The organism is Streptomyces sp. CB03238 (assembly GCF_002099185.1).
Lineage (GTDB): Bacteria > Actinomycetota > Actinomycetes > Streptomycetales > Streptomycetaceae > Streptomyces.
In genome coordinates, this window is record NZ_NBCN01000011.1 from 1 (window position 1) to 14,827 (window position 14,827).

Below are 14,827 nucleotides of genomic sequence, written 5' to 3' on the forward strand. Positions count from 1 at the left end.
CCGCCTGAGCACCACCACCAACTGGGCGAAGATCAGCGGCACCACACTGCGCACCACACCGTCCTACACCGACGCGCCGCCCGCCACCGGCCAGACCTACCTCTACGAAATCCGCGCCGTCGACAAAGCCGGCCACGAATCCACCGGAAGCGCCGACGTGACGGCCACCACCGTCGACCGCACAGGTCCGGCGGCACCGGGCGGGCTGACGGCGACCGACGGGAAGGGCGGCCTCTCGCTGGCGTGGCAGCCGGTCGCCGGTGCGACGACGTACACCGTCTTCCGGCAGCAGCAGACCGCACCCGGATCCCCGACAGCACCAGTGACCCAGGTCGCCACGGTGACCTCGGCCTCCTGGACCGACACGGCTGCCGCCGAGCGCACGGGCTACACGTACTACGTCTCCGCCACCGACGCGGCCGGCAACACGTCGGCGACGCGGACCTCGGTGTCCGCCACCCGCGGCGACTACGCGCCCGCACCTGCCACGAACGTGACGGCGGTATACGAGCCGCGCAACGGCATCGTCGTCAGCTGGGCCCCCTCGACGAGCGACGACGTCGTCCGGTACCACCTGTACCGCGACGGTCATCTGTACCGGGACCTGGTCCACACCAGCACCTACACAGACATGACGGTCAGCCCCGGCTCCACGTACACCTACACGGTGGTCGCCGTGGACGGGGCGGGCAACCAGTCCCCCGTATCCGGGTCCGCCTCTGCCACCACCGACGGCGACCTTGTCGCCCCGGCGGCCGTCACCGGTCTCAAGGCAACGGCGCGCCAGGACGGCGTGTTTCTGGAGTGGGCGCCGAACACGGAGCCCGACCTCAAGCGGTACGAGGTCTTCAAGGCCGAGAAGTACGACGACGGCGAGGGCGGCTTCGTCTGGCTCGCGCACCGCGTCGAATACCTCGGCGAGGACGCCACCTCGTTCCTCCACGGCAGTGCGGCGGACGGCGAGACCGTGATGTATGCCGTGATCGCCGTGGACGACTGGGGCAACCAGCTCCGCGTGGAAGATGAGAGCGTGAACTGGGTCGAGGTCACCGAACTGGGGACCCCGGCCGCGAGCTGACGCCGTCCGCCCACGACGAAGGGGTGCCCCTGGTCGGGGCACCCCTTCTGGTCAGCACCTTCTCTGACCTGCTGCGGTGGGTGTGGGATTTGAACCCACGGTGACTCGCGCCACGACGGTTTTCAAGACCGTTCCCTTAGGCCGCTCGGGCAACCCACCCTCGCCCCGCGTCGACTGCTGCGGAGCGGCTACAGCCTACCGGTTGGGGGGTGGGCGGCGGGCGGGTCAGGGGGGTGACTCGGCCCAGACCGCGGGGCCGCCGCCCTGCCAGTGGATGAGGTGGGTGGTGGCCACGTCGTCCGGGCTCAGTTCCAGGCCCACGCCGCTCAGGAGGTCGACCAGGTCGGCGACGCTGTGGGCGAGGCCGAGGGGCTTGCCGTCGACGTGGACGCTGCGGCCGCTGGAGGGGTTCGGCGGGGAGACGGTCACGGGCGGCGGGTTGGCGGTCATGGACCCACTGTGGGCCCGTACCCGGTGCCCGGCACGCCGGGAGACGGGTACGGGTGACTCGTCCGTCGGCTAGTCGCCCTTGCGCTCGCCCAGGGTGACGTCCACCGTCGATTCCTTGCCGCCCCGTTCGTAGGTGAGGGTCACCTTGTCGCCCGGCTTGTGGGTCCAGATCTCGCTGATCAGGGTCGGTCCGCTGTCGATCGTCCGGTCGCCGAACTTGGTGATCACGTCGCCCGGCTTGAGGCCCGCCTTCGCGGCGGGTCCGTTCGGGACGACGGCCGGGGTGCCGCCCTCGCCCTGGTCGGCGATGCGGGCGCCTTCGCCCTCCTCGGTCATGTTCACCGTGGCGCCGATCACCGGGTAGACCGGCTTGCCCGTCTTGATCAGCTGGTCGGCGACGCTCTTGGCCTGGTTGATCGGGATGGCGAAGCCGAGGCCGATGGAGCCCGCCTGCGACTGGCCGAGGCCGCCGCTGCCGGCCGACTGGATGGCGGAGTTGATGCCGATCACCGCGCCGCGTGCGTCGAGGAGCGGGCCACCGGAGTTGCCCGGGTTGATCGAGGCGTCGGTCTGCAGGGCGCTCATGTACGAGTTGCGGCCGGCGCCGCTGCCGTCGCCGGAGGCGACCGGGCGGTTCTTGGCGCTGATGATGCCGGTGGTGACGGTGTTGGACAGGCCGAACGGCGCGCCGATCGCGATCGTCGAGTCGCCGACCACCACCTTGTCGGAGTTGCCCAGGGGGAGAGGGGCGAGGCCCGACGGGGCGTTCTTGAGCTTCAGTACGGCGACGTCGTAGCCCTGGGCGCGGCCCACGACCTCGGCGTCGTACGTCTTGCCGTTGGAGAACGTCGCGGACAGAGTGCCGCCCTCCGCCGCCGAGGCCACCACGTGGTTGTTGGTGAGGATGTGGCCTTCCTTGTCGTACACGAAGCCGGTGCCCGTGCCGCCCTCGCCCTCCGAGGCGCCCGACTTGGCCTCGATGGTGACGACGCTCGGCAGGGCCTTGTTCGCCACGGCGGCGATCGTGCCGGGCTCCCGCTTGAAGTCTGCCGGCGCCTCGCCCGCGGCGACGGTCGTCGAGCTGGCCGAGCCGTCGTTGCGCTCGGCCGCCCAGTACCCGATACCGCCGCCGATGCCGCCCGCGAGCAGTGCGGCCGCCAGCACGGCGGAGACCAGCCCGCCGCCGGAACGTTTGCGCGGCGGCTCGCCGGCCGGCGGGAGCGGTGCGCCCCAGGTGGGAGCGGTCGGCGGGGGTGGCGGCGGGGCCGGCCAGCCCGCGCCGGTGGGAGGAGCCGGATGCGGGGCGGGGGCCGCGGCCTGGTGCGGGGCCGGGTGCTCGCCCGGGGCCGGGTGCTCGCCCGGGGCCGGGTGCTCGGGCGGGTGCGGGGCCGAACGCTCGGGCGGCGCCGCTTGCTCGGCCGGGGCCGGGGCCGGGTGCGGAGCCGCGGGCGAGGGCGTGTGGCCGGGAACCGGAGGTACGTGGGGCGGCTGCGGCCCCCGGGGCGCCGCGTCGTGGGCGCCCTCCGCCGGCACGGACGAAGAGGGCGGCACGGGAGGTGTGGACGGGGCGGAGGGGGCGGACGGGACCGCGTTGCCCTCGTTCTCAGTGCTCACGGCTCGTTCTCCTCGGGGTTCCACGTCGTCTACGTCGCAGGGGGGTGTCTGTGGTCAGCTTTTCCCACAGCCCGTCAGGCCACTGTAAGCCGGAGCTGTGCGTCTTCGGGCCATCCTTTATTTCCGGCAAATCGGACGCCTGTCGAAGAGGGCCGAACAGCGGTGGCACCATGTCGCGGTGACCCACGCACGGCAGCACACGATCCAGGTCGTCGCCCACCGAGGCGCCTCCGAGGACGCGCCCGAGCACACCCTCGCCGCGTACATGAAGGCGATCGAGGACGGCGCCGACGCCCTCGAATGCGACGTACGGCTCACCGCCGACGGCCACCTCGTCTGCGTCCACGACCGTCGCGTCAACCGCACCTCCAACGGCCGCGGCGCCGTCTCCACCCTGGAGCTGGCCGACCTCGCCCAGCTGGACTTCGGCGGCTGGAAGGACGCGAACGAGAGCCCGGACTGGGGCGACCCCGAGTACACCTCCGTACTCACCCTCGAACGGCTGCTCGGGCTCGTGGCCGACGCCGGGCGGCGCATCGAGCTCGCCATCGAGACCAAGCACCCCACCCGCTGGGCCGGTCAGGTCGAGGCGCGGCTGGTGGAGCTGCTGGAGCGGTTCGGGCTGACCCGGCCGCGGACCGGGACCACCACCCCCGTACGGATCATGAGCTTCTCCGCCCGCTCGCTGCACCGTGTCGCCGCCGCGGCGCCCGCCGTGCCGACCGTGTACCTCATGCAGTTCATCACCCCGCGCGTGCGCGACGGGCGGCTGCCCGCCGGGTCCCGGATCGCCGGGCCCTCCATCCGGATCGTCCGCAACCACCCGGGCTACATCGCCCGCCTCCACCAGGCCGGACACCGTGTCCACGTCTGGACGGTGAACGAGCCGGAGGACGTCGAGCTGTGCGCGCGGCTCGGAGTGGAGGCGATCATCACCAATCGCCCCAAACAGGTCCTGTCCCAACTGGGCCGCCTTTAACACCCGTTACAGGGAGTGCTCCGGCGCGTTCGGTCCGTGCTCGGCCGTGTCGAGTGCGTCACCACACACGGGTTGGCCGGTTTCCGGTCCAGTCCATTGGGGCATCCACACCGTGGCGTGGGGCGAAGGAGGTCTCGGGGGTGGCGTTGGTGGTGGCACAGGAGGTGCCCACGTCGTCGAGCATGGCCGTTCCCCATGGCCCTGCGGGCGTGGGACAGGCGAGACGCCGGATGCGGGAGCAGCTCCGCCGCAGCGGTATGGCCGAATCGGTCGTCGACGATGCCGTACTGGTCCTTTCCGAACTGCTCAGCAATTCCTGCCGGCACGGCAGACCGCTGGGCCGGGGGGTGGAGGTCGGTGACGGTGACGTCCACGCCGCCTGGTGGGTCGACAAGCACGGCGCCCTGACCGTCGAGGTGACGGACGGGGGTGGTCCGACCCGCCCGGTTCCGGCCACGCCCTCGGTGACCGCGCGCGGCGGCCGGGGGCTGAACATCATCAGCGCGCTCGCCCAGGACTGGGGCGTACGCGACAGCGCGTCCGGCGAGGTGACGGTCTGGGTGATCCTCACGGGAGGCCACCGGCGCGACGACTTCGCTACGCGCGTCACAGGTCCGGGCTTCGACTTCCTCGATACGTACGAGGCCTACGACGCGTACGAGGACGTCGGCTGAGCGCGCCCGGCCACGCCCCCTGACGGGGCCGGACGCCACGGGTACACGGGCGTCCCGGGGGCGTCCCGCGGGCACCCCGGTGGCGCGAACCGGTGCGGCGCACCGAACCGTACGGGGCGCCCGGCGGCGGGGCACAGACCGGCGCCGGGCACCGACCCACTCGGCAGGCGCCGCCGTGCGGGCGCGGCCCCCGGGAACGCGAACCGGTGCGGGGCACCGACCCGGTCGGGGGGCGCCCGGCACGGGGCACCGACCCACTCGGGGGGCACCCGGCACGGGGCGCCCACCCACCAGTCCAGTGCGGGACGCCCACCCGCCGGTCCGGCGCGCGTGAACCGCCCAGGAACGGAAGCCGGCTCGGTGGGCGGACCGGCGCGGGGCGCCGCCGCGCCAGACATGGAGAGCCTGCGCAGGGCGCCCCGCTGGACCAGGAGAGCCCGCCGCACGCGGACGTCGCGGGCGCGGGATCCGGCCCCGGAGGTGCGCCCGCGCAGGATGCGGGCCCGCCCGGGGGACGTCGGCCGGCGCCCCGGGCGTCTGCCGCCCCGGCCCTCCGGCGCGGCGAGCCCGGGGAGGCGCGCGCCGCGGCTCGGCCCCACCGTGGGCGGCGGCGGCCGGACGTGGGGTGGCCCGGGCGGGGGCCGCGGGAGGCTAGGCTCGCGGCCGACACAGCACTGCCGCACAGCCGTTACGGGAGAAGTCAGACCATGGGCAAGAAGCGTCCCCAGACCAAGGCCGGGAAGCCGCAGGCGCAGCTGAACGAGGGAGAGATCCCGGTCGTCGGGGCCCGCGAGCCCTGCCCCTGCGGCTCGGGCCGCCGCTACAAGGCCTGCCACGGCCGGGCGGCCGCGCACGCGGTGACCGAGCTGGTCCAGCGGCCGTTCGAGGGTCTGCCCGGCGAGTGCGACTGGGTCGCCCTGCGCGAGCTGGTCCCGGCCGCGACCGCGCCGCTCCACCTCAAGGGCGGCCTGCCCGAGGGCGTACCGTCCGTGACGCTCGCGACCGTCCTGCCCATGGCATGGCCCGCGCTGCGCCGCGACGACGGCTCCGTCCTGCTCGCGCTCCAGAACGACACCTCCTCCGGCGACCTCAGCCGGGACCTCGCCGACACCCTCCAGCGCGCGCTGACCGCGCAGCCGGGTACGCCCGTGGGCGCCCAGAGGGTGCCGGCGGACGGGCCGCGCCTTCAGGACCTGCTGGACGCGGACGCCGGTTTCGAGCCGGTCGTCCACTCGGGCTTCGAGTTCTGGGTGCCGGACTCCGAGCAGAGCGCGTCGCCGGATGTGGCCGCCTCCCTGGAGCGCGCCAACGCCGCCGCCATCCCGACCGTCAAGCTGTCCGGCGTGGACGCCGCGTACTGGTGCGAGACGCCCGAGAAGAACCACCTGCGCTGGGTCATGCCGCACCCCGAGGAGCAGCTGCTCGACGCGCTGGCCCGGCTGCACGCCGCCGGTACGTCGTCGCTCGGCGAGGGCACCCGGCTGGTCGGCTCCTTCCGCGCGCACGGCCTGATGGTGCCGGTGTGGGACCTGCCGACCGGGATGGGCGCGAAGGAGTGCGAGCAGCCGGCCGCCGAGTTCGCCGAGCGGCTCGCGGGCGCGCTGGCCGTCGACGCGCCGCTGACGGCGGAGGAGCGCCGGGCCCGCGGCGGGCTCACCAACCGCCAGGTCACCCTCAGCTGACCCCACTATCAGGGGGCGGTGCCGGTCCACATCCCGACCGGTCGGTGACTTCCGCCACAATGGTCCGTACCCGGGAGTAAATCCCTGTCCGAATAACTGAGATCGAATTTGCGAACAGCCGATCTCTTGTTACGGTGCTTGAAGCCCGGTCGCTGGTGCATCCCCCGTCGCCAGCGACCGGGCCCTTCCATTTCCTCGGAAGAAGATCTTCCGGCTCTGGCCTCAACTGGCCGCCGGATCGGGCGAGTTGCTCCCCGAGCGCAGCAACAGCGCACTTTCCCCGCTCTCCGCGAACTCCGCCACCGCCGTGTATTCGGCGGAAGTCCCGCGCGACGGCTCTCTGGGCGTCTCACACACGCCCGGCTCATCCTCCGCCCGCACGGCGCAATGCGCTTGTACAGTGCGCCCGCCGGGGCCCATCAAGGTGAGTACGGCTCCGAGCGCCGTGCCCGTGGCGTTGCGGTAGTACGTCCGCGCCCAGGTGTCCCGCCCTTCGGTCAGTACGCACGTCTGCGCCTCGACCCCGCCCGGCGAGGCCACCTCCGGCCCGCAGCGCGCCAGGCTGCTCGCGTCGGAGGGCATCGGAGAGGGGGAGATCCCGTCCGGAACATCGGACGGAGCAACGGACTGCGCAATGGACGGGGCATCGATTCCAGCCAGAAGTTCCGGCGCCTCCGCCGGACCGGCCGGCGCGCCGGGGCTCCCGGCCGGTCCGGCGGAGGCGGCCGGCGACAGCAGTGCGGCGAGCACCACCACGGCCCCGAGCCCGATCATGCGGAGATTCATGGGGACCCCACCTGCCAACTGCCCGGGAATTCTTGACGGTGGGGCGACGATATCGACGGAAGGCGGAGGCACTCGGAGCCGCGCGCCCAATTCCCGTACAACTCGGCCCCGCTCACACCCGTACGAGTGACATACGGGTGACAGCGGGGCCGGAAGCCGGTACGGCGGTACGGCGGTAACGGCGGTACGGGTCAGTAGCGCAGCCGGCTGCCGCCGTCCGGCGCGCTCGTGCTCGCCTCGACCAGCGCGTCCACGACCGCCTCCACGTCCGGCAGCCACGGTGAGGACGACCCGGCGAGCGGCGCGCGTTCCCAGCGCACCTGCCCCGTTCCGGTGTCCGACGGCGGCAGCACCAGATAGCCGCCCTCCCCGTGGAACCGCAGGGAGCTGGGCACGCAGTCCTTGACGTACAGCAGCTCGCCGAGCTGTTCGAGGGTGTACGGAGCCACCAGCAGGGACCACCGGGTGGGCGTCGCCACCACCGGGCCGAGCCGCATCTCCATCCGGTCCAGCACCGACAGCGCCCGCGCCGCCGCGACGCAGGGCAGGCTCACCGCGCACGGCGCGCGGCCTCCGGTGGCGAGCACGACCGGGGCGTCCGGGCGGTTGGTCCACCACCAGCGCACCATGCGCTCGTCGGTGGAGGCCGCGAGCAGGCCGGGGTCGAAGGGGTGTGCGCCGGGTACGACGCACTCGGGGTCGGGACAGGCACAGCCGCGTTCCCGGTCGCCGCGGCCCCCGGCCGGCTCGAGTCCCACGCCGGGGAGTACGGGCCAGTGCCACTCGGTGGCGCACAGGAGCGCCGCATCCAGGTGGGCAGGCCTCCTCTTGCGCCGGAACCGGAGCCTGCGTCGCCTTCCGAGGATCTCGCGCATGAGCGCTCGTTCCTTTCCGTTGAACGCCGAGGTCATCCACATCACAACAGGTGTGCGTCACTTCACTGTGCGTACGGGCCGGCCCCTCTTCGCCTGCGGCAAGCAACACCGCGGGGGCCGCCGATCGCGGGCCGGGCCGTGGCCCGGGCCGACTGTCCGTCCATTAAACGCGTGGCGAGGGGTGGCGCACCCATGGCGCGCTCTGGCTGTCCCGCGTGTTGCGCTGTTCTCTTTCCCCGCCACTCGGGGATGGGGCGCGGCCTCGGAGTCAAGGACGCAAGGGCTCCCCGCCGGGTTCCGGGCTCGCCCCAACTGCCCCCGGCCGACACCGTTTACGTACCCTGCCCGCTCGGAACGACGCCCCTTCGGACCGCGCCTGCCGACGCCGCCTCCAGGGGGTGCCCCTTTTCGAACGGGGCTCAGTCGACCGCAAATCCTGTTCATGGGGGGCATTTTTGAGCCAAGTTACGGCTCACGTAAATACCGCGCGCCCTCCCGTGACAATGCTGGACATCCCCTTACTTGTGCGTGTACATGTGGATGCAGTGACAGCGGCGCAGATTGACATGGGGGTTTGCGATGCTATCCAGCGAAACGCACCCGTCGAAGAGCCGGCTGCCATGAACGCCCCTCACCTGCCGAAAGTGGCTGGAATCGATCCAACCGTTCCGGCGCCCGCGCACACTGCGGCGCCCCTTCCGGGCCTCCCGACCCCTCCGGTCGCACCCGGCGCGATGATCCAGGACAAGCTCGCGGGCTGGGTCTCGGACCTGACCACGCTGCACGAACTCACCGAACGCCTCACCCGTACGGGCACCCTCGACGACGCCCTCCAGGAGCTGCTGCGCGCCGGCGCGGCGCTCGTCGGCGCCCGCCGCGGCATGGTCGTCCTCGAGCCGGCCGACGGCCTCGGCCCCACCACCACCCTGGGGCTGGGCCTCGCGCACGCCGACCTCGGCACCATCGAGACCGTGCCGCGCAGTGCCACCTCCTACGGCCGCATCCTGGAGGACGCCCCCGAGGGGGACCTCAAGCACGGCGTCCTTCCGCCGCCCGGCCCCGTCGCCGTGCCCGACCTGTTCGCCGACGAGGGCCTCGACCCGCGCCACCGGGAGGTCGCCGCCCGGCTCGGCTACGCCGCCAGTTACGCCGTGCCCCTCGCCACCCGGCTGGCGGGCCGGCTCGGCGCCGCCGTCTGGCTGTACGACGAGCCCGCCGAACCGACCGAGGGGCGGCGCCACCTCGTCGGCCTCTACGGGCAGTACGCCTCCGAGCACCTGGCCCGGCTCCTGGAGCTGGAGCGGGGCCGCGCCCGGCTGGCCACCCTCACCGAGGAGCTGCTGCCGAGCCGGCTGCCGCGCGTCCCGGGCGTCCAGCTCGCCGCCCGGCACCGCACCGGGCCGCGGGGCGGCGGCGACTGGTACGACGCGCTGCCGCTGCCGGAAGGCGCGCTCGGCATGGCGGTCGGGTCGGTGTCCGGGTCGGGGCCGAGCGCACTGGCCGCGATGGGGCGGCTGCGGGCCTCCCTGCGGGCGTACGCCGTGATGGAGGGCGAGGACCCCGTCGCCGTACTCTCCGACCTGGAGCTGCTGCTGCGGCTCACCGAACCGGCCCGCTCGGCCACCGCGCTCTTCGCGTACGCCGAGCCCGCCCAGCACAAGATCGTCCTCGCCGGGGCCGGGCACACGCCGCCGCTGATCGTGGGCGAGCGGCGCACCGAGTACGTCGAGACGTCGCTGTCGGCGCCGCTGGGGATGCTCGCCTGCTGGGAGGCACCGAGCGTGGAGATCGCCCCCGAGCCCGGCGAAACGGTGCTCCTCTATACGGACGGACTGCTGCGGCGTACCGGGGACTCCATGGACCGGGCCTTCGCACGGCTGCACGCGGCCGCGGCGGCCGTACCCAGGGCGGACCGGTCGGATCCGGGCGCGATCGCCGATCACGTCCTGCGGACGGTGCTGCCGGAGGACGGGTCCGGGGACGAGGACGTGGTGATGCTGGCCGCGCGGTTCGAGTGACGCCGCGAGTGACCCGCGAGTGACATAAGGCCCTGGGGGCGGCGTCCGCACGACCGTACGATGGTGCGAGGTCGAGTGTCGTACTAACCAGGAGGCGGACCCGTGGCCGAAGAGCTCACGCCGGAGACCCCGGAAGACTCGGAAGAGCCGATCAAGCAGCGCAAGAACGGCCTGTACCCGGGTGTGTCCGACGAGCTCGCCGAGAGCATGAAGTCCGGCTGGGCCGACACCGAGCTGCACGGACTGGAGCCCATCCCCCAGGCCGCCCACACCGCCGCCCGCCGCGCCGCGCTGTCCGCGCGCTTCCCCGGCGAGCGGCTCGTCATCCCCTCGGGCAACCTGAAGACCCGGTCCAACGACACGGAGTACGCCTTCCGGCCGTCCACCGAGTACGCGTACCTCACGGGTGACCACACCCACGACAGCGTCCTGGTGCTGGAGCCGAAGAAGGACGGCGGCCACGAGGCGACGATCTACCTGCTGCCGCGCTCCAACCGGGAGAACGGCGAGTTCTGGCTGGACGGCCAGGGCGAGCTGTGGGTGGGCCGCCGGCACTCCCTCGCCGAGGCGGAGCAGCTGCTCGGCATCCCGGCGAAGGACGTGCGCGAACTGGCCAGGCACCTGAGCGAGGCGACCGGCCCGGTGCGCAATGTGCGCGGGCACGACGCGGGCATCGAGGCGGCCCTGACCGACAAGGTCACCGCCGAACGCGACGAGGAACTGCGGGTGTACCTCTCCGAGGCGCGCCTGGTGAAGGACGCGTTCGAGATCGCCGAGCTCCAGCGCGCCTGCGACTCGACGGCGCGCGGCTTCGAGGACGTCGTACGCGTCCTGGACAAGGCCGAGGCGACCAGCGAGCGGTACATCGAGGGGACCTTCTTCCTGCGGGCCCGCGTCGAGGGCAACGACATCGGCTACGGCTCCATCTGCGCGGCCGGCCCGCACGCCACGACCCTGCACTGGGTGCGCAACGACGGCCCCGTGCGCGCGGGTGAACTGCTGCTGCTGGACGCGGGCGTGGAGACGACGACGCTGTACACGGCGGACGTGACGCGGACCCTGCCCATCAACGGCCGCTTCACCGGCCTCCAGCGCAAGATCTACGACGCCGTGTACGACGCGCAGGAGGCGGGTATCGCGGCGGTGAAGCCGGGTGCCAGGTACCGCGACTTCCACGACGCCGCGCAGCGGGTGCTGACCGAGCGGCTGGTCTCATGGGGCCTGCTCGGGGACATGGACGTGGAGAAGGTCCTGGAGCTGGGCCTCCAGCGCCGCTGGACGCTGCACGGCACCGGTCACATGCTGGGCATGGACGTCCACGACTGCGCGGCCGCGCGGACCGAGACGTACGTGGACGGCGTCCTGGAGCCGGGCATGTGCCTGACCGTCGAGCCGGGCCTGTACTTCCAGGCGGACGACCTGACCGTGCCGGAGGAGTACCGGGGCATCGGCGTCCGGATCGAGGACGACATCCTGGTCACGGAGGACGGCAACCGGAACCTGTCGGCCGCGCTGCCGCGCCGGTCGGACGAGGTCGAGGCGTGGATGGCGGCCCTGAAGGGCTGACGCCTGCCGATACGGACGGAAGGCCCCTCGCCGGTACGCCGGCGGGGGGCCTTCCCACCTGCGTCACGACGCCACGAGCGGAGCGTCCGTACGCCACTTGACGATCTTGTCGAAGCTCACCACCGCGCCGCCCCGCCCCGATCTGTTCCCGAAGTGGACGTGGTCGGCCAGCTCTTCGATGAGGCGCAGGCCTCGTCCGTCCTCGGCCTCCGGGGCGGGTCTGCGGACGGTCGTCACGGGGCCCGCGGGGAAACCCGGGCCCGAGTCCGCCACTTCGATGCGGCACTTCTCGCCGTCCAGATACGCGGTCACCCGGTACTCCGCGGACACGTCCCCGGTCTCTGTCCGCCCGCCGTGCTCCACCGCGTTGGCGCAGGCTTCGGTGAGGGCGAGCGACAGGTCGTAGGAGATCTCGGGGTCGACGCCCGCGGTCTCCATGGTGCCGAGGAGGAGGCGACGGGCGAGCGGAACGCTCGCAGCCTCGCGCCGCAAATGGAGAGACCACCAGATGCTCATGCTCCAGCCTCCTGGCTGCGGCTCGACATACCGTTACGTATTGCCCCCACTTGTGAGTCGTAAGCGCCGGGTTGACGCCGCAGCCCCCGTTCGGCGGATATGCGTAGCCCGGACGCCGGTGTATGTCGGCGTGTGTCGGACTCTGTCGGGGCCTTGCGGACTCCGGTGGCGAAACGGTGACCTTCCGGACCTGCCGTGTGGAGGGGATGGGCGCAGTGCGATGATGGCCCGGCCATGTCTGCCCCTTCCGCTGGTCCGCGGCTGCTGAGGGCCGCGGTGTTCACCGCGGTCTGCCTCGTGCTGTCCGGGCTGGGACATGTCCTCGCGGCCTGCGAGACCGTCCCGTGGTGGACGCTGGCCCTCGGGTTCCTCGGTGTCTTCGCGGTGACCGTGCCGTTCGCCGGGCGCGAACGGTCGCTTCCGGTGATCGCCACGGCGCTGACCGGCGGCCAGCTCGCGCTGCACGTGCTGTTCGGGCTCGGGCAGCGGCAGCACCTCACCGTGAGCATCGGCGACCAAGCGGACGACGCGCTGATCCGGATGGCTGCCAAACTGGTGTGCGGCGCGGGCGCTTCGTCGCTGAGCCCGGTCGACGCGCACCGGATCGTCACCCGTGCCGGACTGGACCCGGCCGCCGCGGCCGCCGAACACGCGGGCCATGCCGGGCATCTCGCCGAGCCCGCCGCCGGGCTGTGGCCCAGTCTCCCCATGGTCCTCGGGCACCTGCTGGCCGCCCTCGCGACCGGCTGGCTGCTGCGGCGCGGCGACCTCGCGCTGGTCAAGCTGGGCCGGCTGTCGGCGCACGGCGCCACCGAGCTCGCCGAAGGGGCGCTCGTACGCTCGCTGCGCGCCGCCCTCGTCCTCGTACGCGCCCTGCTGGCCGGGCTGCCCGCGCTGCCCGCGGGCGGGCCAAGGCCGGCGCGTACCGATGACGATCCTCCGACGCCCACCACGGTGGACGCCCTCCAGCACACGGTGATCAGGCGGGGCCCGCCGACCGTATCCCTCTGCGTGCTCGCAGCCTGACACGGCCCGCTCGACAGGAGTGGCGCCGTGATGCGCCCATGCGCATACGTTCGTTCACTTTTCCTGCGCTTTGTGGAGTGTGTTCCGTCATGAACGTTTCTTCCCGTATCGCCCTGGTCGGCGGCGTCGCCGTCTCCTCCGTCGTCCTGCTCTCCGGCACCGCCTTCGCGCACGTCAGCGTGCAGCCGCAGGGCGAGGCCGCCAAGGGCGGGTACGCCACGGTGAACTTCAAGGTCCCGAACGAGCGCGACAACGCCTCGACCGTGAAGCTCGAAGTCACCCTGCCGGCCGACACCCCGATGGCCTCCGTCATGCCGCAGCCCGTCCCGGGGTGGACGGTCTCGGTAGAGAAGGCCACGCTCGCCAAGCCGCTCGAGGTGCACGGCAAGAAGATCACCGAGGCCCCCTCCAAGATCACCTGGACGGCGGCCGGTTCGAAGATCGGCCCCGGGCAGTTCCAGCAGTTCCCGGTCTCGCTCGGGCAGCTCCCCGAGAACGCCGACCAGCTCGTCTTCAAGGCCCTCCAGACGTACGACAACAAGGAGGTCGTGCGCTGGATCGAGGAGCCCAAGGACGGCGCTCCCGAGCCCCAGACCCCCGCGCCCGTCCTCGAGCTGTCCGCGGCGACGGACGACCACCACGGCGGCGGAAGCGGCGGCGGCACCGCCGCCAAGGCGGACGACAAGGGGCACGGCGGGGAGGAGAAGGCCGCGGCCGCCGACTCCAGTGACACCACCGCCCGAGTCCTCGGTGTCGTCGGCATCCTGGTCGGCGCCGCCGGTGTCGCCTTCGGCGTCCTGGCCGGGCGCCGCCGCTCGGCCTGACTGGCCGCCCCCTGAAACTCCGAGAGAGAAACCCCATGCACCTCCAGAAGACCCACGAGGGGGCCCGGCCGCGCCGCCGCACCCCGCTGCTCGCGGCGGCGCTCGTCGCCGTGACGGCACTCACCCTGTCCGCGTGCGGCGGCGAGGCCACCTCCACCCCCGGCGTGTCCGTCGAGGCGACGCCGGAGAAGGCCGGGACCGTACTGGACCGGCCCTTCGAGAAGCCCAACCTCGTCCTGACGGACACCAAGGGCAAGCCGTACGACCTCCGGGAGCGGACCAAGGGCAAGCCGACGCTGATCTACTTCGGCTACACGCACTGCCCCGACGTCTGCCCCCTGACGATGAGCAACATCGCCCTGGCCCGCAAGAAGCTGCCCAAGGCGGACCAGGACAGGCTCCAGGTCGTCTTCGTCACCACCGACCCCGAACGGGACACCTCCGCCGAGCTCGCCAAGTGGCTGCCCGGCGCCGGTGACCCGTCCTTCATCGGCCTCACCGGCGACTTCCCGACCATCCAGGCGGGCGCACGCCAGATCGGCATCGGCATCGACCCGCCGAAGAAGGAGAAGGACGGCTCGGTCGTCTCCATGCACGGCGCGCAGGTGATCGCGTTCTCGCCCCGGACGGACCAGGGCTATGTCGTGTACGGCGAGGACACCAGCGCCGAGGAGTACGCGAAGGACCTGCCGAAGATCGTCAAGGGGGAGAACCCGTGACCCGCCGCACCACCCTGACC

The 14,827-nt window shown here is 72.6% G+C and carries 13 protein-coding genes, 1 tRNA gene and 1 pseudogene; 9 read left to right on the forward strand and 6 right to left on the reverse strand.

The window, feature by feature from the left end; genetic code table 11:
- Positions 1 to 1,078, forward strand: a pseudogene (locus tag BKD26_RS40410) (cellulose 1,4-beta-cellobiosidase); the annotation flags it as partial.
- Positions 1,079 to 1,152: 74 nt separating this feature from the next.
- On the opposite strand, the gene BKD26_RS21090 reads toward BKD26_RS40410, so the two are convergent.
- The 3 genes from BKD26_RS21090 to BKD26_RS21100 all read right to left on the reverse strand — a co-directional run bounded on the left by BKD26_RS21090 (position 1,153) and on the right by BKD26_RS21100 (position 3,142).
- Positions 1,153 to 1,237: transfer RNA gene (locus tag BKD26_RS21090), tRNA-Ser, on the reverse strand.
- A gap of 66 nt (positions 1,238 to 1,303) precedes the next feature.
- Positions 1,304 to 1,528, reverse strand: coding sequence for a hypothetical protein (locus BKD26_RS21095; protein WP_084900475.1), 225 nt, complete (start codon positions 1,526 to 1,528; stop codon positions 1,304 to 1,306).
- A 69-nt stretch (positions 1,529 to 1,597) separates the two neighbouring features.
- On the reverse strand, positions 1,598 to 3,142 hold the full coding sequence (locus tag BKD26_RS21100) for a trypsin-like peptidase domain-containing protein (protein WP_084900477.1): 1,545 nt from the start codon (positions 3,140 to 3,142) through the stop codon (positions 1,598 to 1,600).
- Positions 3,143 to 3,320: 178 nt separating this feature from the next.
- Between BKD26_RS21100 and BKD26_RS21105 the strand changes: the two genes are divergently transcribed.
- The 3 genes from BKD26_RS21105 (at position 3,321) to BKD26_RS21120 (ending at position 6,477) form a co-directional block, all read left to right on the forward strand.
- Positions 3,321 to 4,121 carry a glycerophosphodiester phosphodiesterase gene (locus BKD26_RS21105; protein WP_084900480.1) on the forward strand — a complete coding sequence of 267 codons (801 nt, stop codon included), beginning with the start codon at positions 3,321 to 3,323 and terminating at the stop codon, positions 4,119 to 4,121.
- 53 nt (positions 4,122 to 4,174) lie between these two features.
- On the forward strand, positions 4,175 to 4,795 hold the full coding sequence (locus BKD26_RS21110; RefSeq protein ID WP_084900483.1) for an ATP-binding protein: 621 nt from the start codon (positions 4,175 to 4,177) through the stop codon (positions 4,793 to 4,795).
- A gap of 707 nt (positions 4,796 to 5,502) precedes the next feature.
- A complete protein-coding gene (locus BKD26_RS21120; protein ID WP_084900489.1) occupies positions 5,503 to 6,477 on the forward strand; it encodes a DUF5926 family protein in 975 nt (324 codons plus the stop codon).
- 222 nt (positions 6,478 to 6,699) lie between these two features.
- Here BKD26_RS21120 and BKD26_RS21125 read toward each other — a convergent pair whose 3' ends face one another.
- Both BKD26_RS21125 and BKD26_RS21130 read right to left on the reverse strand, forming a co-directional pair.
- Complete coding sequence (locus BKD26_RS21125) at positions 6,700 to 7,263, reverse strand: hypothetical protein (protein WP_084900491.1); 564 nt, start codon at positions 7,261 to 7,263, stop codon at positions 6,700 to 6,702.
- A 191-nt stretch (positions 7,264 to 7,454) separates the two neighbouring features.
- Positions 7,455 to 8,138: a bifunctional DNA primase/polymerase gene (locus BKD26_RS21130; RefSeq protein ID WP_084901160.1), complete on the reverse strand. Its 684-nt coding sequence runs from the start codon at positions 8,136 to 8,138 to the stop codon at positions 7,455 to 7,457.
- Positions 8,139 to 8,641: 503 nt separating this feature from the next.
- On the opposite strand from BKD26_RS21130, the gene BKD26_RS21135 reads away from it, so the two are divergent.
- Positions 8,642 to 10,156, forward strand: a complete 1,515-nt coding sequence (locus BKD26_RS21135) for a GAF domain-containing SpoIIE family protein phosphatase (protein ID WP_084900494.1) — start codon at positions 8,642 to 8,644, stop codon at positions 10,154 to 10,156.
- Between the two features lie 102 nt (positions 10,157 to 10,258).
- The gene (locus tag BKD26_RS21140; RefSeq protein WP_084900497.1) at positions 10,259 to 11,722 is read left to right on the forward strand and encodes an aminopeptidase P family protein; all 1,464 of its coding nucleotides are present in this window, start codon (positions 10,259 to 10,261) and stop codon (positions 11,720 to 11,722) included.
- 63 nt (positions 11,723 to 11,785) lie between these two features.
- On the opposite strand, the gene BKD26_RS21145 is transcribed toward BKD26_RS21140, so the two are convergent.
- Positions 11,786 to 12,238: an ATP-binding protein gene (locus BKD26_RS21145; RefSeq protein WP_084900500.1), complete on the reverse strand. Its 453-nt coding sequence runs from the start codon at positions 12,236 to 12,238 to the stop codon at positions 11,786 to 11,788.
- Positions 12,239 to 12,472: 234 nt separating this feature from the next.
- Here BKD26_RS21145 and BKD26_RS21150 point away from each other — a divergent pair, with 234 nt between their 5' ends.
- From BKD26_RS21150 to BKD26_RS21160, 3 genes are all read left to right on the forward strand, one after another.
- Positions 12,473 to 13,264: a hypothetical protein gene (locus BKD26_RS21150; protein ID WP_084900502.1), complete on the forward strand. Its 792-nt coding sequence runs from the start codon at positions 12,473 to 12,475 to the stop codon at positions 13,262 to 13,264.
- 89 nt (positions 13,265 to 13,353) lie between these two features.
- Positions 13,354 to 14,088, forward strand: coding sequence for a YcnI family protein (locus tag BKD26_RS21155; RefSeq protein ID WP_084900505.1), 735 nt, complete (start codon positions 13,354 to 13,356; stop codon positions 14,086 to 14,088).
- A 35-nt stretch (positions 14,089 to 14,123) separates the two neighbouring features.
- The gene (locus tag BKD26_RS21160) at positions 14,124 to 14,807 is read left to right on the forward strand and encodes an SCO family protein (protein WP_084900507.1); all 684 of its coding nucleotides are present in this window, start codon (positions 14,124 to 14,126) and stop codon (positions 14,805 to 14,807) included.
- Positions 14,808 to 14,827 lie beyond the last annotated feature (20 nt).

Excerpts from the sequence above, each read along its gene's own strand:
- BKD26_RS21095 (WP_084900475.1), bottom strand. The coding sequence starts at position 1,528 with ATGACCGCCAACCCGCCGCCCGTGACCGTCTCCCCGCCGAACCCCTCC.
- BKD26_RS21120 (WP_084900489.1), top strand. The coding sequence starts at position 5,503 with ATGGGCAAGAAGCGTCCCCAGACCAAGGCCGGGAAGCCGCAGGCGCAG.
- BKD26_RS21125 (WP_084900491.1), bottom strand. The coding sequence starts at position 7,263 with ATGAATCTCCGCATGATCGGGCTCGGGGCCGTGGTGGTGCTCGCCGCA.
- BKD26_RS21130 (WP_084901160.1), bottom strand. The coding sequence starts at position 8,138 with ATGCGCGAGATCCTCGGAAGGCGACGCAGGCTCCGGTTCCGGCGCAAG.
- BKD26_RS21135 (WP_084900494.1), top strand. The coding sequence starts at position 8,642 with ATGCTGGACATCCCCTTACTTGTGCGTGTACATGTGGATGCAGTGACA.
- BKD26_RS21145 (WP_084900500.1), bottom strand. The coding sequence starts at position 12,238 with ATGAGCATCTGGTGGTCTCTCCATTTGCGGCGCGAGGCTGCGAGCGTT.
- BKD26_RS21150 (WP_084900502.1), top strand. The coding sequence starts at position 12,473 with ATGTCTGCCCCTTCCGCTGGTCCGCGGCTGCTGAGGGCCGCGGTGTTC.
- BKD26_RS21155 (WP_084900505.1), top strand. The coding sequence starts at position 13,354 with ATGAACGTTTCTTCCCGTATCGCCCTGGTCGGCGGCGTCGCCGTCTCC.
- BKD26_RS21160 (WP_084900507.1), top strand. The coding sequence starts at position 14,124 with ATGCACCTCCAGAAGACCCACGAGGGGGCCCGGCCGCGCCGCCGCACC.